The organism is Cryobacterium melibiosiphilum (genome assembly GCF_003602235.1).
In the GTDB taxonomy this organism is placed as follows: domain Bacteria; phylum Actinomycetota; class Actinomycetes; order Actinomycetales; family Microbacteriaceae; genus Cryobacterium; species Cryobacterium melibiosiphilum.
On the sequence record NZ_QZVS01000063.1, the window covers coordinates 14978 to 34337 of the forward strand.

The 19360-nt window shown below is 64.5% G+C and carries 18 protein-coding genes; 5 read left to right on the forward strand and 13 right to left on the reverse strand.

Annotated elements, in window-relative coordinates; translation table 11 throughout:
* Positions 1 to 60 precede the first annotated feature (60 nt).
* From D6T64_RS04520 to D6T64_RS04560, 9 genes are all read right to left on the reverse strand, one after another.
* Positions 61 to 564: a hypothetical protein gene (locus tag D6T64_RS04520; protein WP_119972294.1), complete on the reverse strand. Its 504-nt coding sequence runs from the start codon at positions 562 to 564 to the stop codon at positions 61 to 63.
* Positions 561 to 2279: a type IV secretory system conjugative DNA transfer family protein gene (locus tag D6T64_RS04525; protein WP_119972296.1), complete on the reverse strand. Its 1719-nt coding sequence runs from the start codon at positions 2277 to 2279 to the stop codon at positions 561 to 563. Before D6T64_RS04525 ends, D6T64_RS04520 begins: the two co-directional genes overlap by 4 nt.
* A gap of 2 nt (positions 2280 to 2281) precedes the next feature.
* Entirely contained in the window at positions 2282 to 3661 is a 1380-nt protein-coding gene (locus tag D6T64_RS04530; RefSeq protein ID WP_119972300.1) for an AAA family ATPase, read from the reverse strand.
* Positions 3658 to 5271, reverse strand: coding sequence for a hypothetical protein (locus tag D6T64_RS04535; RefSeq protein ID WP_119972303.1), 1614 nt, complete (start codon positions 5269 to 5271; stop codon positions 3658 to 3660). The genes D6T64_RS04530 and D6T64_RS04535 overlap by 4 nt, the downstream gene beginning before the upstream one ends.
* Positions 5271 to 6803, reverse strand: coding sequence for an SCO6880 family protein (locus D6T64_RS23505; RefSeq protein ID WP_119972306.1), 1533 nt, complete (start codon positions 6801 to 6803; stop codon positions 5271 to 5273). Before D6T64_RS23505 ends, D6T64_RS04535 begins: the two co-directional genes overlap by 1 nt.
* A 17-nt stretch (positions 6804 to 6820) precedes the next feature.
* A complete protein-coding gene (locus D6T64_RS04545; RefSeq protein ID WP_119972309.1) occupies positions 6821 to 8245 on the reverse strand; it encodes a hypothetical protein in 1425 nt (474 codons plus the stop codon).
* Between the two features lies 1 nt (position 8246).
* Positions 8247 to 8561 carry a hypothetical protein gene (locus D6T64_RS04550; RefSeq protein WP_119972312.1) on the reverse strand — a complete coding sequence of 105 codons (315 nt, stop codon included), beginning with the start codon at positions 8559 to 8561 and terminating at the stop codon, positions 8247 to 8249.
* 27 nt (positions 8562 to 8588) lie between these two features.
* Positions 8589 to 9191, reverse strand: a complete 603-nt coding sequence (locus D6T64_RS04555; RefSeq protein WP_119972315.1) for a M23 family metallopeptidase — start codon at positions 9189 to 9191, stop codon at positions 8589 to 8591.
* A gap of 2 nt (positions 9192 to 9193) precedes the next feature.
* Positions 9194 to 9955, reverse strand: coding sequence for a hypothetical protein (locus D6T64_RS04560; RefSeq protein WP_147364464.1), 762 nt, complete (start codon positions 9953 to 9955; stop codon positions 9194 to 9196).
* Positions 9956 to 10290: 335 nt separating this feature from the next.
* Here D6T64_RS04560 and D6T64_RS04565 point away from each other — a divergent pair, with 335 nt between their 5' ends.
* Together D6T64_RS04565 and D6T64_RS04570 are read left to right on the forward strand one after the other, a co-directional pair.
* On the forward strand, positions 10291 to 10623 hold the full coding sequence (locus tag D6T64_RS04565; RefSeq protein WP_158594806.1) for an ArsR/SmtB family transcription factor: 333 nt from the start codon (positions 10291 to 10293) through the stop codon (positions 10621 to 10623).
* A gap of 117 nt (positions 10624 to 10740) precedes the next feature.
* Positions 10741 to 12216, forward strand: a complete 1476-nt coding sequence (locus D6T64_RS04570) for an ApeA N-terminal domain 1-containing protein (RefSeq protein WP_119972324.1) — start codon at positions 10741 to 10743, stop codon at positions 12214 to 12216.
* Here D6T64_RS04570 and D6T64_RS04575 read toward each other — a convergent pair.
* The 4 genes from D6T64_RS04575 to D6T64_RS04590 all read right to left on the reverse strand — a co-directional run bounded on the left by D6T64_RS04575 (position 12164) and on the right by D6T64_RS04590 (position 15279).
* Complete coding sequence (locus D6T64_RS04575; RefSeq protein WP_119972327.1) at positions 12164 to 13363, reverse strand: alpha/beta hydrolase family protein; 1200 nt, start codon at positions 13361 to 13363, stop codon at positions 12164 to 12166. The two genes, D6T64_RS04570 and D6T64_RS04575, sit on opposite strands and share 53 nt — an antisense overlap.
* Positions 13360 to 14340, reverse strand: coding sequence for a hypothetical protein (locus D6T64_RS04580; protein WP_119972330.1), 981 nt, complete (start codon positions 14338 to 14340; stop codon positions 13360 to 13362). Before D6T64_RS04580 ends, D6T64_RS04575 begins: the two co-directional genes overlap by 4 nt.
* Positions 14340 to 14717 carry an ImmA/IrrE family metallo-endopeptidase gene (locus tag D6T64_RS04585; protein WP_147364466.1) on the reverse strand — a complete coding sequence of 126 codons (378 nt, stop codon included), beginning with the start codon at positions 14715 to 14717 and terminating at the stop codon, positions 14340 to 14342. The genes D6T64_RS04580 and D6T64_RS04585 overlap by 1 nt, the downstream gene beginning before the upstream one ends.
* 97 nt (positions 14718 to 14814) lie before the next feature.
* The gene (locus D6T64_RS04590) at positions 14815 to 15279 is read right to left on the reverse strand and encodes a hypothetical protein (RefSeq protein WP_233550829.1); all 465 of its coding nucleotides are present in this window, start codon (positions 15277 to 15279) and stop codon (positions 14815 to 14817) included.
* Between the two features lie 125 nt (positions 15280 to 15404).
* Between D6T64_RS04590 and D6T64_RS04595 the strand changes: the two genes are divergently transcribed.
* The 3 genes from D6T64_RS04595 to D6T64_RS04605 all read left to right on the forward strand — a co-directional run bounded on the left by D6T64_RS04595 (position 15405) and on the right by D6T64_RS04605 (position 19217).
* Entirely contained in the window at positions 15405 to 15704 is a 300-nt protein-coding gene (locus tag D6T64_RS04595; RefSeq protein WP_119972336.1) for a hypothetical protein, read from the forward strand.
* Positions 15705 to 16322: 618 nt separating this feature from the next.
* Complete coding sequence (locus D6T64_RS04600) at positions 16323 to 18239, forward strand: hypothetical protein (RefSeq protein ID WP_233550830.1); 1917 nt, start codon at positions 16323 to 16325, stop codon at positions 18237 to 18239.
* A 435-nt stretch (positions 18240 to 18674) separates the two neighbouring features.
* Positions 18675 to 19217 carry a hypothetical protein gene (locus D6T64_RS04605; RefSeq protein ID WP_147364467.1) on the forward strand — a complete coding sequence of 181 codons (543 nt, stop codon included), beginning with the start codon at positions 18675 to 18677 and terminating at the stop codon, positions 19215 to 19217.
* The last annotated feature ends 143 nt before the right edge of the window (positions 19218 to 19360 follow it).

Here is a 19360-nt window from a genome sequence, read left to right on the forward strand (position 1 = left end):
ACAGCAAAATCGACGTTTCGTCTGCGGGTGTCAGCTTCGACAGCCAGAGCGTGGGAGTGATCAGGTGACGTACCGCAGGTAGTCCTCGGTTACCTTGAACGCGGCCGGGCCGGCGTGGGGCTCGCGGTGGTCGTCGCGGTCTCGGCAGCCGGCCAGGCCGGCGTGGAGCTTCAGAGAATCGAGGGTGGGCCAGAGGGCTCGCTGATGCCAGTCGACAAGGGCAGAGGACGCCTTGGCCGATCGGGTGTCGTAGGCCGCGCGGTGCGCGACCATAAGGGCGGTGAGCTCTTCGATGGCGATCGGATGCCGGTACCAACAGGCGGGCAGCCTGTAGCTGGGATCGGAGAGATTGGTGAGATACCGACCGTCGAGCCAGGTCACAAACTTCCCGAGCTCCTCCCAGAGCTTCACGGCCTGGTCGTGAGGCAGCGTCGCCCAATAGTAGGGACCACCGGCGGCGCGGAGCTCGTACATGTCGAACAGATCGGGCAGGATCGTCTCGACGTTCACCAGCCGGGCGTCGAGACCCTCGATGCTCATCGGGTCGAGCTCATCCTCGCTCATGCCGTGATCCCCTCGAGGCGCAGCGACCAGCTCTGCGACTCGCGCAGCTCGTCGGCATCTGGGCGGGTCCACCAGGGGGTGAGCTGCACGACGGCTTCCTTCTCCCTATATAGAAGGAGTGCTTTTCCCTCGGGTATTTTGCGGATGTCTTCCACCTTCATCCGTCGTTCCTCACGTTCGCTGGTGGAGGTGGAAGACGTGTCCCGACCGGTGCCGCGCTGCACGGACGTGCTGGTTTGCGTGGTGTGGTGGGTGCCGATCAGCCGGGAGATTTTCTCCAGGAATGACTCGTCGGCGAGGCCACCGAAGATGATTTTCGCGGCCGACGATTCGAAGATCGTGGTGGCCGCTTCGGGGCCCCACTTGCCGACGAGCTGGGACATCGACTGGGCGAAGATCCAGGTGTGCAGGCCGCGGCCGCCACCGTCGCTCATCAGGTTTGGTAGCTGCGGCAACGGCGACACGTTAGCGACCTCATCGAGCACGAGCGTCATCGCCGTGGGCAGACGGCCGCTTGTTGTGTGCTGGGACACAGTCTTGGCCTCCTCGATGATCGCGGAGACCAGCGCGGTGATGATCGGCGCGGTCGAGGATTCGCGGGAATCATCGATCAGGCAGTAGACGGTGTCGGTGGAGAGCACGAAGTCCTGCGCCCGGAACGGGGCCACGGGTTTCGTGTCGTCGCCGTCATCCGTGGACCGAGCCGGGCAGAGCAGGTCGAGCACGCGCGCATCCGTCAGGGATGCGGTGATGCGCGAGAGGGTGGTTTTGGTGTTGCCGATGGTTTCGGGGGCGTCTTCTCGGCACCACTGGTCGAGTTCGCGGGCCCAGATTGCCCCGTTGGGTGAGAGGTCGCGGAGAATCGCGGAGGGTTCGTGATCGTTGAAATCCTGCGCCCAGCGCACGACGTCGCGCATGTCTCCGCCAGGGATGAGCGCGGCGGCATGCAGGAGCGACCGGAGGATGATCTTCACCCCTTCGACGAAGTGCGCGGAATCCTTCATCCCGGCGGATCCGGCCGGCCGGGCGTTGACGATCGCGGCGGCCCGGGACTGGGCGGCGTCGGGCCGGTCGCAGCCAGCGACCATGTCCCAGCGAGCCTGGTCGGGCCAGCGGGTGATTCCGTCGAAGTCAAACACGAACACACGCCCAAGCTCGCTGCGCTTCTTCACGGTGACCCGGAAGACATCCGCTTTGGTCGAGGTGGCCACGACGGCGCCGGCGGCGTCGACGATGCGCCCGATCGCGAGGTACGCGCTCTTGCCGGCGCGGGGTGGGGCGATAGTGCAGGAGGTGTCTTCTTCGCGGATGGTGACGGGCTTCCCGTCGAGGTGGGCGAACGGGGCGACCGCGGGAACTCCGTGACCGGTGACGCGCTTCCGCAGCTCAGCGCCGGTCGAGAGCTCGGCCTTCTGAACGGTCTTCCGGCGGTCCCACAGGATGAAGGAACCACCGAGTACCACGCCGATGATGACCGTCCAGGCACCCACCCAGATACCGAGCAGCTTCAGGTCGGGCGCCGTCAGCCCGCGCTGTTGGAAGCCATCGTCGTTTCCCGTCGTCGTTATGACCAGGGCCTGCAGGGTCTGGTCCAGGCGCAGCGCCCCGATCCCGGTGCCCGCGCAGAGAAAAGCGAGGTGCACGATGAGGATCATCGCCAGGATGATGCCGAGCAAGGGCCACGGCGGCTGGTTCTGCTGAGCGGTGCGCGCCATCTTTAGAGCCCGTCGGCGACGGCCGCGCCAGCGCTCAGCCACGCGGCGCGCGTCGCCGGTCGCACCGCGTCATAGCGCAGCGCTCCCCCGTGCAGCGCTCGGTCGAACGGGATCGTCACCGCGATTCGGGCCAGCCCGGTGAAGCCGCCGGCGACCCGTTTCGCGTCGGACAGGGTGCTGTTGCGTTCCGATTGCAGCACGACGACGACGGCATTGCGGGCCAGGGCGGCCGAATGTTCATCGCGCTCCGACAGCGCCTCCAGCAGGAGCGCACCGGACTCGGCGGACTCCCCCAGGGCGGTGGTAGCCACGACGAGCTGGTCGGTGTGGTCGATCATCCGTAGCCACCGGGGCGCGGACTCGTCGTTGCCGGAGTCGAAGAACACCAGACGAAAATACTTCGCGGCCACCTCGTGCAGAGCGTCGAAGTCGTCCTGGGTGATGCGCTGTTTGGTCGCTAGCAGCTCCGGGTTCGAGCGCAGCACGTCGTATTTGTCGCTGGTCTGGTGGTGCACGAATCGGGCCAGATCGGAGATCTGTGCTGAGGGCGACAGCAGCTTCACGGTGTCCGGGAGGAGATCCTGCACGGTGGCGTCGTGCGGGCCCTTCTCGGTGCGCCAACCGAGGGTTCCGCGGGTGTCGTTGTTGTCCCACGCCAGTACACCGGCACCACCGTGCCGGGCGAAGACCGCCGTGAGCATGGCTGTCGTGAGCGTCTTGCCGACGCCGCCCTTGCCGTTGACTACAGAAATCTTGCGGGGCCCGGGCCAATGCTGGCTGACTGTCTGCACGTGTCGGCGGCGCTCGCGTTCCAGAACGGATGCCGGGACCTGCAGGCCGGTCGTGCGGGCGAGCAGCCCCCGCCATCCGTTGGTCGCCGCCGGCTCGCGGCGCTCATCGATGATGAAGGATGCGCGTGCTGCCTTGCGGGTGGGTAGCTCCTCTCCCGAGACTTCCGCAGTCTCACTTGCCTCCGCGGTAGAAGCGTCATGGAGTGGCGAAACGGCCGCAGTCGCAGCCGCAGCCGCTGTCGGCTCGGAGAGGTGGGGGGACAGCTGCTCCGCCGGGAGGGAGGGCGACTCGATCTTTTGGGCGACCGGTGCAGGTTCCTCCTCCGTCAGCGGGAGTGGTTCGTCTTCGCGAAGGTGCCCGTCTGGACTGGCCACGAGGTGCCACTGACCGGCGTGGTCGTGCACCTCGAGGCGCACGTCGGTGCCGAGCCCGCTGGCGAGCTTCACGACTCGGCTCATGATTTTGGTGCGTAGCTCGGCGGAGGTCGAGGCGGTGATGGTCTCGGGGTTGCCGAGGACGCTGAGCTCCACGGTCGTGTCGGTGACGACGGCGCGCACGTCGGGAAGAGGGACGGTGGTGGTAATGCTCATTCGCGGTGTCCTATCTGTTGTACCAACTGGGGGTCGCCGGTGGGCCAGAGCCGATCCAGCATCGATTCATCGAAAACGGGTTCGTCCTGGTTCGGCATGAACTGGGGGAAGCGTTGGTCGCTCGCGGAACCGGCTTCCACGGCCTCGTCGGTTTCGAAGAGGTCGCGTTCCCATTGGGTTGAGGTGGCGAACGCGTCGACGATGTAGGAGAACCGGCCGACGTAGGCGAGGAACACCCCCGACTGCAGCGTGAGCGACAGGCGGGCGTGCGCGGGCGAGAGCTTGAGCCGGGCGGTCAGATTGTGCTCTTCCTGGGTGTTCTGGCGGAAGATGAACTTGTTTTCCATGTCCCCGGCGATCGAATATGCGAGGGTGCGTTCCTTGGAGCCCTCGTCGCCGACGGCGTCGAAGTCGCTCATCTTGTGCAGGATGACGATGTTGGACACCCCGTAGTGGCGGGACAGCTTCAACCACTGCTGGTAGGTGCGGAGGGCCTGTTCGGTGGCCATGTCGCGCCACCCTTCCTCGCGCACGAGGTAGCGGGTGCGTTTAGCGGAGCGGTCCGAGATGACGGCCTGGATCCAGCTGGAGGTGCAGATCTGCGTGAGCTGCGCCGCGAGTTCGCTGCGGTCAAAGAGAGCGGATGTGTCCACGACAACCATGGGGGCATCCGGGTCGAACGCGACCGTGCTCTCCCCTTCGAACAGGCCCTGCAGGTCTCCGGCGACGAACCGTTCCAGAACGTGCCGGGCTCGTTCGCCGTTGCTGGCCATCTCCGGCCGGTAGCCCTGGGCGCTCTGGTCCGGGGACACGAGCGCCTGCCAGACATGGGTAATGGTAGGCCGGTCTTGGGTGACCATGATCGCGTGCTCGAGAGCCCAGTTGATGGCGGTGTGTTCCATCGGGGACAGTTTCGCCTGCCCCTGAATGGTGGCTTCGATGACGCTCGTGAGGGTCGCCCGGCGGCGGTCACGAACCATGATCTCGTCGACGTCGTCGGACACCCCCGTCTGCCGTGGTCCCCGGTCGAGCGGGTTCAGCCGTGCGGTGGTGTTCTCGCCGCCGATCGCGATGACCTGGCCGCCGACGGCTTCGGCCACGATCACCCACTCCCCCTTGGAATCCGAGGGGACCACAACCTGGTGGCCGAACGCGAGCGACCGGGTGCACAGCTGTTTGATCGTGCCTGACTTGCCGGAACGGTACGCGCCGATGACGAGGATATTCGTCGACAGGGCCGCCTTCGCGGTCGTGTTCATGTACAGATCCCAGGGCGAGAAATGCCACAGCACGTCGGCGTTCAGATCAACGCCGAGCAAGGGCCCCTCATGACCGAGGCCATCATCGGCGACGAACGGATAGATGCCGGCGAGGTTGTGGCTCGTGGCCTGGTGCGGCGGCTGGGCCAGCTGCATCCAGTTCCAGTACTCCCCCGTTGAGACACCCGGGCCGAGCGGGCCGGCCGCGGCGGCGGGGAATCGAGTGTCGCAGTCTGCGGTGTTCTGTCCGTCACGGGGCTGTCGGAGCTGGCTGACCTGCTGGCGCAGCTCCTTACGCTGGCGGCGCGTGCGCTTCCCGGGCGGGGTGACGTTGAAGACTTCCTGAGCCATTACTTCATCCCCTGTCCGAGCGGGAGAGCACTGACCATGAGCGCTTCGGCCTGCTGGCAGTACAGAATCTGCGGTTCCATCCCGGCGCGGGTGAGCGCGTTGCGCATCCCGGCGAGCGATGAGTTCAACTTCTCCTCGCTGGTTGCCGACACGGTCAGGTAGGCGCCGTACCGATACTCGCCCTCACCCGCGACGATGCTCTGCTCCTGATCGATCAAGGCGTCCCAGTCGGCGTTGTCGGCCGCGCTGTCTTGCTGGTTGCGTTTGGCCTTGACTCGTTGGTTGGTGCGCCAGGTGCGCTTTTCGTCGTCGATGCGCTTGAGCGCGGAGCGGGTCTTCACCGGGGTGAGGACCAAGGAGAAGATGTGGGTGACGGCCTCGCCGGAGTTCGGGTGCCGGGCGAAGACCAGCGGTTCGATGAAACCGACGTGAGTTTCGGTGCGCGGCCATTCGTGGATCCACATGGTGGAGTGCCAGCCCGAATCCGAGCGGACGATGCCGTTCTTCCCAGCCGGTTCATCGAGGGCCATCGGTCCGATTGCAGCCAGGTCGACGCCGGCATCGTCCTGCAGGCGACTCTGCGTCGCGGAGAGGTATTCCGGGTCGAACGCGGTGCGTCCCAGCGCCGCCCATTCGCGCACGCTGAGCCACTTGCGCACGTCGAACCGGGCCGAGCGGAGGGCGTCCGTCACGTTGGCGGTCTCGATGCGGGCCAGCGCGAGAATGCCCGACTTGCCGCCGCCGAGGTTCTTGATCTGGCCTTGCAGCTTGACCAGATCGAAGGTCAGCGTGACGTAGTTCTTGTGCGATACCGCGAAGGATTCGGACTGGTCGAGGACGTCTCCGTAGTTACGGGCGACCGCCGACTCGGGGTCGAGACCGCGACGGGTGACGGTCTCGGCGTAGAACTGGCGGGCCGGCAGGATCGTGGTGGGCACCGTGCGCTCCTGGAGCGAGACGCGGGTGATGCCGTCGCGCTGGGTGAACCCGGCCAGCACCTGGCCCCAGTTCCGGGCGAGCTCGTTGCGTTCGGGCATTTCGAGCATCAGGAACCCCTGCACCTCAAGCTCCGCGGTGATCGAGATCGTCTTGGAGAACGGGTTGTACGCGACGGCCTGCCCGTCCGCATCCCACACCTGGATGCTCGCGANGACGGCCTGCCCGTCCGCATCCCACACCTGGATGCTCGCGAGCCGGCCGGGCAGGTTCAGGGTGCCGGCGATCTGTGGGCGTTCGGGCCGGAACCTGGTTGTCGTGCCGCCGAGCGCTCGACGCACCTGCAGGGAGACCCACTGCGCGGCAATGCGTGGGAACGCGACCCCGTGATACTGGGCCAGACCGGCGACGGCCAGCGTCAACCAGATCGGCATCGAGACGAAGAATGCGGGGAATCCCCACCGGTTGATCGAGACGATTGCGATTCCCGCCGCCGCCGCGAGGGTGACGAGATTCCACATGTCCAGGCCGGCGATGATGCCCTGAGTGTTTTTTCGGGCCAAGCGGATGGGGCGGTCAGTGGAATGGGTGCTCATGCGAGATCCTTTCGTGCCTATCGGGCGGAAGACGGTGCAGCGGACTTCGACGGCGCAGGAGACGGCCCGGCCGCCGACGCGGCCGGTTGTCCGGCGGGTTTACTGGCCGAGGGCGTCGGCTTGGTGGCGGACGGGCTGTGGCCTGGCGTCGTGCGCGCGGTGGGGCCGCCGCCGCTCGGCGCCGACGGGGTGCGCCGGCGTGCTGCCGCGGTCCGGCTCGCGACTGCGGAACTCAGGCTCCGTACCGCGCGGCCACCGCTCTGCTTGGCGGTGGACCCACCGCGCGAGGCGATGTTGTCGATCGCGGACGTGGCGCCCGCACCGACGAATGAAAACAGGCCGAACACGGCGATGGGGGCGAAGGCGATCATGATCATGCCCAGCGCCAAGGGGATGGCTTGGATGCTCCACATGCTGTCGACCTCGGCGAAACCGCGGAGAACGAGCATGAGAAATCCGAGTGTGAGCGGGGTAGTCAGGATGAGGGCGATCACGGCGGAAAACCAGCGCACGACCCACTGCACACCGATCTTCATCGGAAACAGCATGAACGCGACCGGTCCCAATGCGACCAGCGCGGCGAGGGCGAGGTTGCGGAAGCTGAACACGAAGACGAGCACAATCACGCCGATGGTGAGGAACGTCAGCACGATCTGGGCCAGAAAGATATTGCCGCCACCGCCGCCGAAAATGATGTTCTCGATCGTCCGGTAGAGACCCTCGCCCTGGCCACCGCGCGTGAGTAAAGGGTCAACGAGTTGGTCGACGACGTTGACGATGTTCCCCACGAGCCAGAGCGAGCCCGCGGAGAGCGGCACCGCGAGGAGGAACCGGATGATGGCGGCGGTCAGTTCGGCGCCGTCGCGTGACCACAGCGCCGTGATGATCGCCACAATGCCGGCGATCAGGATGACGAGGAGCACGACCCAGCTCCACCAGGCCCACTCGCTGATCGCGGCGCTCCACAAGCTGGAGCTGGTGTTGAACGAGGTGTTGTCGATCACCGACGCGATGCCGCCGGTTATGACGGATGCCAGGCCGCGGGAAATCATCTCGCCCACGGTGCAGACGGCGTCGACGGGGCCGCAGCCGTACTCGAGTTTGAGCTCTGTGCCGCCGGCATCCGTCAATGCGCCGACGTTGTCTTCCGTCTGCGTGCAGACGGTGACGCTCGCTCCGCCATGCGGGATCTCGGCAAAGCAGCGCTCGGAGGTGCTGTCGGTGACGTTGTCCGGCATGCAGGAGATGCGCGCCGTGCTCCCCGTGCACGTGACCGGAAAGGCTGGCCCGCTCCAGGTTTTTCCCTCGACCGTGGCCGAGGGGGCCGCCGCGGGCTCAGGTGGGGCGGCGTTTGCGGGCGCCGCGCCGATGGTACCGAGTGTTCCGACGAGGATGAGAGCGGCGCTGACGCCGAGAACCCAGCGCCGGTGAGAAACTCGCATGTTAGAAACCGAAGTCGAAACCGACGGCGAAGGCGAAGATCGCGTTGACCGCGCCGAGGCCGGCCGCGACGGCGAGGATTTTGAGGATCCATTCGCCGGACCAGGACTGGAATCGTTCGGAACCGCCACCCTTGGAGATCACCCCGACGAAGGCGATGATCAGCATAATCAGGACGAAGATGAGCGCCCCCGCCAGGATGAAAGAGCCGATGTTGGTCAGGCCGGAGATGAAGGGGGCGTTCCAGTCCGGGGTGATGTCGGGGACATCCACGGCGGAGGGGGTTGCGCTGAACGCGGTCCAGAGGGGCAGGTGCAAGGTGTGCCTTTCGGTTGGTGCGATGGGTCAGAGCGTGAGACCGCGCTCGAGGAAGAACGGGATGGGATTGATACGTTGCCCGTCGACGCGTGTTTCAAAGTGCAGGTGGCAGCCGGTCGATTGGCCGGTGGTGCCTTCCTTCGCGATCACGTCGCCGACGGCAACCGGGTCGCCGGGCGCAACCGTCGCGCTCCCCCGCGTCAGGTGCGCGTAGAGGGATTGAAAGCCGCCCGGATGGTCGATCATGATGCGAAAGCCGTAGGTGCCCTCCTCGCCGACTTTTGAGACGGTTCCGGAGCTGGCCGCGAAGATGGGCTCGCCACATCCGCTTGCCAGATCCATGCCCCAGTGCACGGTGGAGCAATACGCACAGGGCGCGTCGCGGGGCCCGAAACTGTCGGTGATCGTGTAGCCGGCCACCGGTACCGTCCACCCGTCGCTCGCAACGGGCGGGGGCACGCCGGCCGCGGGTGGGACGGGCGTCGCTGACCCCAACGTGGCCGCCATCGCGACGGGCAGCCCAATCGTCGCCACGAGGGGCGCACTGATGAGTAGCAGCAGGACCAGTGCCGCCTTGAGAATTCGCTGCGGCCCCAGCACTTTGACTGCGATAGCGAGGGGCGCGGCCATGGCTACTTTCGCGTTTCGGGGAAGAAGCGGATGAGCTTGCAGTCGGCCGGGACCTGTCCGGAGTTGGCGGCGGGGGTCGAGCTTCCGCAGTTGACCTGCACGCTGACGGTGTATCGCTCCTCGTAGCTGACGTCGCCGCGGCCCGTGTAAGTCGCGAGAATGTCCGTGGTGACGAGGTGGTAGCCATCGGCGATCAGGTCGTCCAAGGATCCCGGCTGCGGGCTCAGGTGGTCGTAGTCGACCAGGACATCACCGTCAACTGCGGCGGTTACGGCGATATTGCTCTCGGCCTGGGTATCCCACGTCGACGCAGGAACGACGACCCGACGATTGAGTTCGTCGAGCTTGCCCTCGAGCGCATTCTGTTGGTCGGCGTCCAGGTCGTAGCGAGGGTCGAGGGTATGCCAGGTCGCGAGGTTGTCACGGAACTGATTGCGGGTGGCGAGCGTGGTGTCGTACGTCGATCCGGCGATCGCGGCGGCGACCCCATAGTCGCGCGCGTCAGTGGTGATCGGCTCGGGCGACCAGCCCAATTCGGCAACGGATGCGTCAACCACGGACCCGGGCTCTGCGGGTTCCTGAATAGCGGACGGCGTCGCGGCTGGGGCCGACTGTGACTGGTCGGCCTCATCGGGCTGCGACAGGAGAGCCCCCACCAGGCCGACGACGCTGACCAGCACGGTGGCCCCCGCCGCGCTGATCCATATCGTTTTGCGTACTTTGCGCTGATGGTCCGTCAGCGGGACGCGCCCTCGTTGTGCCATGTCAGTGCCTCCCGGTCGAGGGCGGCAGCGCCGAGCAACGATCCGAGACTCCCCCGTTATTGCTGGTCGCTCCCGCTCTTCTATTTACGTCGGCGGGTTTGTCTAACCCGTTTAGGGGTACTGTATCGGCTGCCACTGTCGCTTCCGTGGGGCGGGTCCCCGCGGTCGGTGGCCGGCGCACTCGATGCGTTGCCATACGGTGTGACCTCACTGCGCCTCCCTTATTCGCTCAGTATGTGAAAGTATACTGCCATATTATGAGAGCTTAGCGATTGCGGTCAATGACCTCACGGCTGGCGCACAGATGTTGCGTTACCGTGGGCCACAATGGACAGGTGGATCCCGTCAATCAATCGTCAACTCCCGAATGGAGCAATGACATGACGGCGATCGAGCAGATTTTCGGTAATCGCGCCCGCAACGACATCATTCGCGTGCTCGCGGCTGAAGAGCAGATGACATATGGGGATCTCCGCGACCGTGTCGGGATTCGCGACAGCACCCTTCACCGTCACCTACGCGCGCTGGAAGAGTACGGCGTCATCATCGCCGATCTCCCGCCCGGGAAACGCCAGGGTCGCGGCGTGCGGTACTCGATCCAGAGATCCCGCGTGGAATCACTCGGACAAGCGTGGATGCGCTATCTCTTCGGTCGGGGATCCGAGTAGGACCCTCTATCGATGTGTCTCGTCTGGACTCGTAGTTCAGGCTTTACGAGTCCAGACGAGACAATCGATTGGGTCAAGCTCGCTCCGAAGCCCCGATATTGAAAGGCGGCATTTCTGATGTTGAAGCATCTCGAGGTCGGCGCGGTCATCTCCGCTGTCTTTATCGACGGAGTGGCTGATACTCCGTATGCCGTTGGAACTCTTGTTCTCGACCCTGAGCGAGGAGTGCGGGTTTCTGTTCCTTACGTCACGGGCGAGGAACAGTTCACCACGACGCAGGACTGGATCACAGGCGAGACCCCGCCTTCGCATCTCTCGGCGAGAGGGGTAAACGTTCGATTCGAGTTGTTTGGTTGTCACTTCAACGGAGTGCATGACAACGCAGGAATCGGTATGGCTGAAGGACATATCGGGGTAGAGGATGCCGTGCTGGGTGCGCGTGACGGCGACCACAACGACCCATTGACCATGACTGAGGTCAGTTCCGAGATCGATGGGCTGTATGAGTGGTCGAGGCTGAGGAGCGTCACGTCAGATCACACCTCCGAGGGGGAGGGCATGGATAGGGTGAACACCTTGCATTACACGGTCAAGACTGCAGACGGTCTCTCGTGGAAGCAGGGCGATGCCACTCTGAGTATCTCCACGACGTTCCACTCCGAAGGTGGTAAGGGGATCATGCTCAACGAGCGGGCTGTCCTCAAATCCAGCTTCGAAGTTGCTCGTCCGTTCGCGGATCACTTGGCTGAACAGCGCAAATTCGTTGCCTTTATGTCATTGATGTTTGGCGCGCCGATTGCATTCCGTAAGCATCTGTTTCGGGACGAGCGCTTCACTATGCGGACGTTAGACGGGACGGTTCAGGGCTATGACGTGGTCGAGCTGATTAGTCGGCAGACAATCCGAGACTTCGGCGTTGTGGCTCCGAAGAACCATGCCTTCGATTATCCGATTGTTCGCATGCCCAACATTGATGCGTCCGCGCTCACAAGGTGGTCGGACAGATTCGCCTCATGGGAGCGATTTCTTCTTCCAATAATCGGGGTCTACCGTCTGCGTGAAAGTTTCGTGGAGAACATCGCCATCAATTCCGCGATGAGCCTCGAGGCTCTTGGGTCGACGCTAGTCGATTACGTCGATGGTGAGGAGAAGACATATCGACGGGGTAAGGGAAGTCAGACATGGGTAGACAAGGTGAAGGATCCTGCAACCTCCGAGTCGGCAAGCAAGGCGTGCAAGACCGTCGCTACGGACATCTATCGAGGGTTGAAACCTCTCGGCTTGTCATGGGGTGGCATCGCTAAATCGGAGGTCGGCCTCGCACGCGCGATCGCGAACAACTACAACTCGATCAAGCATCCTGATAGGGGCGGATTCCCCGATGTCCTCCACACGAAACTCCTGAGCGTGATCTCCTCGAGCATCGTCAGACTTAACGCATTGAGGCTGGTATCCGATGATGCGACTTTGCTCAATGGGCCGAATGCCAACCAACAGTTCAGACAGGTTAGGCAGATGGTCGAAGACGAGGGGATCGTAATCAGCGAGGAAGGGGAGTTCGTCGCTCGTCCTTTTCCTCCGGTAGAGGCTTAAGACGGTGCAGCCAATCGGAGAAAGTGGCTTCCCAGCGCTCGGGGCTTCTGTTCCATTCGAGGGTGTGCGGCGCCGCGGGTAGCTCGACGAGCTCGACCAGCTCTTTGTGTGCATCCGCGAACGCCCTTGACATGGCGATCGGAACGGATCGGTCGCCGGAGCTGTGTAGCACCAGCGTTGGGACATGGAGGTCGGCGCCGTTCGTGATCCAATCGAGGTTAGAGAGGCCTATCGACTCCTGCAGGCCGGTGGCTCGCCGCGACAACGGGCTGCCTAGCACTCGCATCGCCAAGTGCGTCACGAATGCTGGCACGCGCGCTCGACGGCCGGCGGCGAGGATCGTCGACCGCCAATCCGTGACCGGGGCGATGAGGCACAGCCCGGCGATTCGCTCCCGATGCCGGGAGGACCGGGTGAGCTGCAGCGCGATCATCGCGCCCATTGACCAGCCGACGAGGATGATGTTTTCGGCGCCGTGGGCCATGGCGTAGTTGAGGGCCGCGTCCACATCGCGCCACTCGGTCTGGCCCAGCATCGACTTTCTATCGCGCGAGCTCGGGGCCTCGTGGTCGTTCCGGTACGAAACCACGAGCGACGAGAGGCCGGCACGGTGGGCGACCGGAACGCCGCGCAACGGGCCGGCCCGGGTCGCGCCCTGACCGTGGATGTGGATCGCCCACATCGAGGCCGGCGGCCGGTCGGAGGCAGCATCGAAGCGGTAAGCCGGCGCGGGACCGAGCGCGGTCGGGACGGTGACGGCGGTGAACGGCAGGCCGACATCCGTTGCCAGAGACGGCACGACGCCGCTCCACCGCGCCGATCGGCCTGCTCGAAGCGGAGTACCGCGGGAGCTGGTTACCTCGCGCGTGACGAGGGAGGCGACTCCATTGACGGCGATGATCCGCCCGAGCTGCGCATAGCCGCGGCCGGAGTCGAACCAGATGGCGTATTGGCCGGGCGCCCGCGTCGCCGCGTTTGAGGGCAGGGTCACGGCCCGAGGTGCAGCGACGTCGTCGACCGCGATCACGCGGAGCGGTTCGCGCCTCGGCGCATCCGTTCTTACGATCTGTTTGACGACGGCCAGGCTCGCAACAGCGATGCCCCCGACGGCGAGAGCGCCCGCGGTCAGGACGTAGCCGAATTTCACGCGGATGCGCTCTGCGCGCCGATGTGGGTCTCGGTCGCCGTGAGCAACGCGAGATCCTCATCCGTGAGCCGGTCACGAGCCCTCGGGTCGAACAGTAGGGCGTCACGAATTTCGACCAGCGTGCGGTGCACAACGGTGTCGACGTCGCGCGACGCCGTGCCTGGGGTGTGTCGGTAGGTCTCGTCACCCAACTCGACGTGCTGGGCAGACACGTCGTTCCAGATTCGGGTGAGGTCGGGAAGAACGCCCTGCAGATTCCGCCGGTCGATCCTCTTGCTGACCCACCCCAGAATCGGCGGGAGGGACAGACCGAGGCAGAGGAGCAGGATCGCGGCCGTGTTCAGCACGTTGTAGGCACTCGCGAACAGTGCCACGAGGGGCATCGCCCCGAAGACGTGCGCGAGGTCCATGCCCACCACACTGAGAACTGTGAGGACGGCCGCGCCGCAGCCGGCACCCACGATGCGGAAGCCGAGCCGACGAGCGGGGGTGCTCATCCGCCCTGCAAAGCGCAGGCAGATCGTTCCCGTCAGTGCGACCACGATGCCCAGGTAGGTGAACTGGATCACGGAGTAGGCGGCCGCTGCGGGTTGGTGGCCAAAGTCCTTCATAAACGAGCCCGAGCTCGTGGGTGCGTCGATGAAGACAAAGGTCGTCACCATGAGGCTGGCCGTGACAATGGCCCCGATCAGAAACGGCCTGTCCGCCGCGCGTGCGCGCTTGGGCGACGATGCCCGCAGGATGGCCCGGGAGAGGAAATAGACGCCCAGGAGAAGCAAGAGGTTGGCGGGCAAGTCCGCGTAGTTGCGTCCCCCGAGGAGCCCGTCTGTCGCGAAGTACACAGCATCGATATTCAGAGTCAGCGAGACCGCAATCATGACGGCGGCATAGAGAATACTCTGATCAGTGCGTCGGCGGGTGCCTATTGCCAGCGCGCCCACGAGTCCCCAGAGGGCCAGGGCGATGATCAGTTGCATTATCCGAAGACTCCCTCGAAGCCCTCGGGCTCTTTGGTGCTGGTGCGGATCGCGCTGGTCAGGAGATCGGCCAGCGCTTCGGCGGCCAACTCGAATTCATCACGAAAATCCGAACGGCCGAACGCGCTCACCGGGCCATTCGCTTCGAGCAAGACACCGTGCAGCGTCGGGCCGGCGACCTCGTCGTGGCGCAAGATCATGTGGGACAACTCATGGCAGACAATTTGCTGCCGATGATGTTCCGAATCCGTTTCGGCGTGGAAGATCAGATCGTCATTTTCGCGGGGCAGCCAGAGCCCGCAGATTTCGGTTCCGTTGAGCAGCGGCGAGGTTGTGATCGAGATGTGCGTCTTTCTCGATTCCTCAACGAGGGACACGATGCTCGGGATCGACACCCGATCGGGGAGGGCCAATGCCGTGAATGCGGCAGTGGCTCGTTTTCGAGGGGTGCGGCTATCCCCGGGAGCCGACGCGTCAGTTCTTTTTTTCACTGGCCGGTCCATCGATTACCTGGTTCAGAATCTCCGTTATCGCTCGCAGAGTGGGTGGTGAAACCTCGCCCAGCGTTCGAGCGGCAAAAGTGCGCACCTTGGCCGCACGCATGGCCGCAATTAGTTCGTTAACTGCCGCGATTCGATCGGGCTCGGCAACATCCGGTCCGCCGAGAAGATAGTCGGGGTCGACTTCAAAGTATCCCGCGAGGCCCCGCAGAAGTGTTTCGTCGGTGACCAGATATCCGCTGCCACTGAGCATGTACGACCACCGGGCACGGGACAGGCTCACCCCGCGGTCGTCCAGGGCTGCGGCGATCTCCCGGTAGGTCAGAGGCTGACCCCGTTCAGCAGCGACGGCATCCAGAAGCAAGTTCAGCTTGCTCGCCAGCGCACGCCGAGCGTTCTCGTCCGGGATTGCCGGGTCGTCGGAGCGGTGTTCAGTCAATCTGGCCTCTCGCGCGTTGGTGTAATTTACACGACCGACCCGTCGTGTACGGGGTCACCGTGACGTGCACAATCAATTTTACCCCAGCTGGACATGCCTAGCTAGACGTGCCTAGAGTGTTAGGCATGCCCAGCACCTCGAAGACAGTGAAGAGTGACGAGCGCATGATCGAACCCATCGCCCGGCGATCGGTCGCGAACATCGTTCGATCCTTGGCGTTGAAGGGCCCGTTGACCTGTGGCGAGCTGACGTCATGGACACACTCATTGGAAAGCGCGGTACTCCGCGACCTTGCCGTATTGACGCAAGGCGATTTCGTTGCCGAGGTGCACAGCGATTGCACCTCCGAAGCCACGTACGTGCTGAACGATGCGGTGCTGGTCGCTGCGGCAACGGCGCACGTCGATTGTGTTTTGGGGCGATGACGGATGCTGGCCTCTGCCTTAATTCACGCCTCACCCGCGGCTGGGTGGTCGGCATCCGCATCGATAGAGCGAGCCGAAAGACAGGGCATCAGGTGTTTCATTTCGACACGCCGACCCATCTTCACAGTTTCTGTTTCAGGGAGCCGATATGGTCGGGTCATGCCACCTCAACGGACTTACGGCGGGCGCAAGAGCAAAGGCGATCGCCAACCACTGCTTTCCCGTGTTCCGTCGCCGATCGCGGACGCAGTCCGCGACTGCGCTGAAGAGCGAGGAATGACGCTGAGCGATTACATCGCTTCAGTTCTCGCGCGAGACGTCGGCTTGTCCGCGCTCATGCCCCAGGCATCCGTTCACCATGACGAGGAGCTGCCCATCAGCCAGGTCGCTTAAACGAAAGAGCCCGTCGCTTTCGCGACGGGCTTCATAAGTTTCGTAGCTCAAACCCTCTCAGCTTCCCGGCAACGAGGTTAGAGCTAATCCAGATCAACAGCCCTTACGGGAGGTTTCTCTATGCCACAGAGCATAGCGCAAGTGACGCTCGATGCACCTGAATTGGTGTTCGGCGTGTCTGGCGTGTCCCCCGAAGCGTGGACAGCTTGGGCTTTGACGCGCCGGATGAGTCCGCGTGATCAGGTGCGCGTGATGAAGCGCGACGCGTATGGGCGTCTTGATGAGAACAGTTACCCCCTGATCCACCGGGTGGGGCCGGCGGAACCCACGACGCCGTGGGCGATGAACCTGGCCGATGAGGCCGGGTTATTCCGGGTCCTCTGCTTCGACTTCGACGGCAAGGATAAGCACGGTGTCGACGCCGAGCTGATGGAGGAAGCCGTCGACGAGTGTGATGTGCTCTCCGGCACCCTGGAGTCCCTCTCGATCGAGCATGTCGTCTGCCAGTCGTCCGGGACCGGTGGCCGCCACATCTGGCTCGCCCTCGAGGGCGGCGCCCCCAAGCTCGCCGTCGCCCCGGTGGCGAGTGCTGCCCGGGCGAATTTCCGCCGGCTGGACCACGGCATGCTCCTCAACGCCGTCACCGGTGCCGCCCGGCCTCCGCTGTCCCCGCACCGGGACGGCAGCCACTCCACGGTCCTCCGCGGCAGCCTGGACACCCTGGTCGCCCCGTCGACCACGATCGCCGACCTCGCCGCCCTGGCCGCGGTGCTCGAGGCGCGGAAGCCGTCTCTCCGCGCGGAAGACAGCGCCCCGTCGGGCCCGGTCGCCGCGGGGCACCAGGCGCACCGGCGACTCAGCGCGGCCGGCACCGCGCATATGGCCACCGTCGACGGCGGTAGCAACCCGAGCTGGACTGGGTTCATGTGCCTGCTGTCGGCCGCGAACGCGGGCTGGCAGCTGGTCGACGTCGAGCACGCCATCCAGACCGCCCCCGGCATGGAGCATTTCCGGACGAAGAACACAGGCCGAGGCGAGCGCCGCCCCCGCAGCCCGGGCGAGGCCCGGGCACGGCTTAGCCGGCAGTGGGACAAGGCCCAGCAGTACGCCGCGCTCCGGCGCCCGCTGCTGGCGGTCCGGGGGCCGCAGGACCTCTCGGAGCTGGACGCCATCGTGTCCGACGTCGATGCCCTCCTCACCCGGTTCCGGGTCAGCCCGGGCCGGTGGGGCCGCACCGAGGCGTCCTCGAACCAGCAGACCATTCTCCGTGCCCTGGCCTACCTGACCCTGCAGACCGGCAAACGCACGGTTGCTGCGGCCATCCGGGACCTGGGCCCGATGGGAGGACTGGGTCGCACTACCGCGGCCGACGCCCTGATTGCCCTGGCCGAGGCCGGGTACGTGGAACGGGTTAGTGCCAGCGATGACGGTAACGCCGCTGAATGGCGCCTAGCCTCCACGTTTTCCACAGGTCCTGGTACAGTCCGGTCACAACCACTAGATAACCCCCGCCCCCCGCACGAAATCCCATTGTCGGCGGCTCGTTCTACAGCTGAGTTGTTCAACACCCGCACCCACTTGGTCGCCCTGCTCGAGGCGCAACTCACCGACCAACGTCACGATCTGTTCACCCGCCGGGGCTTGGGGCACCTGGCCGGCAAGCTCTACGCCCTGCTGCGTCAGTACCCGTCCCTCACAGTTGACTTTGCAGCTCGTCTGTTGGGTGTCACGCCCCGGCATACCGCCACGATCCTGAGTCGTCTTCGTCGCCATAAGCTCCTGATCGTTCACCGTGACGGGTGGGCCAGATCCAAGCAGGATCTGCGGAACCAGGCGGCGCTGGCGCTCAACGTGCTGGGAACCCTGGCGACTCGGGCGGAGCGGTATCGGATCGAGCGGGAGGTGTGGGCGTGGTGGCAAGCCGAGCTGACCACGATGACGTCAGCGCCGAGGAGCCGGCCGCGGCGCCCACATGTGTCGAGCCGGCCGTTGTTCGTGTCGAGCCGGCCGGGTGAGCGGGTGTGGCCGCGGTATCCGCGGTCCAGCACCAACTTGGCTGATCATCGGTCCGCGCTCGAGCTGGTGGGGGCCGGGCTGCTGAACCCGGAGAACCGGTGGCAGTACCTGGGCGAGGTCGCGTAGTTGGAACCGTCCGGTGAGATCGTGGGCTCGGTGTACCCAGCCAACGACATTGGTGCCACTTCGCGGCTTGTGACAAGGGAGAGAACCTCCGGATTTAGTGGAGGTATCTCACATCTTCACAAGTCACGGAGGTACTCAGGAGCCACGTTAACGCCCTTGTAGCCTGTGGTGGGGAATTGCTCCACCTGGCGTAGTCAGAGGAAAGCTCCGCCCCCTGCGCCGACCCGGAAACTCTTAGCGTGTTATTTATTCCGTTTCGTGAGCTGACCCCTGCTTGACCGCGAATAGTCACGAAAGCTGACCGCGCCAACGGCAACGGAGGGTGGGAACCGGGCCTACCCTCCACCTCATTCAGCAGCGACATGCCTGAACGATGCTGGATAGTCGCGCCCTGATTCCCCTTTGAGCGGGACGCGTCCCGCTACGCTGAGCGCCATGGACTGGACACGCGAATGGTTCGAGCGTCAGCGGTTCGAGGGCTGGAAAACGTTCGGCGAGCTAACCCGCGACGACCTGCCCAAGACCCGCGGCGTGTACGTCGTATTGACGGAGCTGACCAACGCAGCTCCGGAGGTTCTGAGTGAATCCGTCGGCGGGTTTCACAAGCACAAACCGCTCACCGATGACCCCGCGAAAGTTACCGCAAATTGGCAGCACGCCGCTGAAGTTCTTTACATTGGCATGGCGGGTTCGGAGCAAGGATTCCATGACCGGCTATGGGCCTACTCACAACAGGGGCGTGGGTTCAGGGCGGGTCACCGCGGAGGGCGCTACGTCTGGCAGTTGCCAAAAAGCGAGCAGCTCACCGTGGCGTGGAGGGCGACAGGGAATCTCGATGCGCACGACGTCGAGGACGCCCTGCTCGCGATATACATCGAGCGATGGGGTGACCGACCCTTCGCGAACCTCAGGGACGGGCACCGGTTTACGCCGAACGAGGCGCGGGAGCTGCTGGACGGATGGCTGATCACCCGATAACGCAGAAAATCACATTGAACCGTCTCTGATTTCCGGCCGCTTCATGTGTAGTGAAACGATGCAGTTCGGGGTCTGAGTAGCAATGGAACGGAAACGTGCGCTAACAATAACTGCGCCGACCCGGAAACTCTTAGCGTGTTATT

Bases quoted from the DNA above. Each gene is read 5' to 3' on its own strand.
- D6T64_RS04555 (WP_119972315.1), bottom strand. From the start codon at position 9,191: ATGGCCGCGCCCCTCGCTATCGCAGTCAAAGTGCTGGGGCCGCAGCGA.
- D6T64_RS04560 (WP_147364464.1), bottom strand. From the start codon at position 9,955: ATGGCACAACGAGGGCGCGTCCCGCTGACGGACCATCAGCGCAAAGTA.
- D6T64_RS04600 (WP_233550830.1), top strand. From the start codon at position 16,323: ATGAGTCCGCGTGATCAGGTGCGCGTGATGAAGCGCGACGCGTATGGG.
- D6T64_RS04530 (WP_119972300.1), bottom strand. From the start codon at position 3,661: ATGAGCATTACCACCACCGTCCCTCTTCCCGACGTGCGCGCCGTCGTC.
- D6T64_RS04535 (WP_119972303.1), bottom strand. From the start codon at position 5,271: ATGGCTCAGGAAGTCTTCAACGTCACCCCGCCCGGGAAGCGCACGCGC.
- D6T64_RS04545 (WP_119972309.1), bottom strand. From the start codon at position 8,245: ATGCGAGTTTCTCACCGGCGCTGGGTTCTCGGCGTCAGCGCCGCTCTC.
- D6T64_RS04570 (WP_119972324.1), top strand. From the start codon at position 10,741: ATGTTGAAGCATCTCGAGGTCGGCGCGGTCATCTCCGCTGTCTTTATC.
- D6T64_RS04520 (WP_119972294.1), bottom strand. From the start codon at position 564: ATGAGCGAGGATGAGCTCGACCCGATGAGCATCGAGGGTCTCGACGCC.
- D6T64_RS04595 (WP_119972336.1), top strand. From the start codon at position 15,405: ATGCCCAGCACCTCGAAGACAGTGAAGAGTGACGAGCGCATGATCGAA.
- D6T64_RS04525 (WP_119972296.1), bottom strand. From the start codon at position 2,279: ATGGCGCGCACCGCTCAGCAGAACCAGCCGCCGTGGCCCTTGCTCGGC.
- D6T64_RS04605 (WP_147364467.1), top strand. From the start codon at position 18,675: ATGGACTGGACACGCGAATGGTTCGAGCGTCAGCGGTTCGAGGGCTGG.
- D6T64_RS04580 (WP_119972330.1), bottom strand. From the start codon at position 14,340: ATGCAACTGATCATCGCCCTGGCCCTCTGGGGACTCGTGGGCGCGCTG.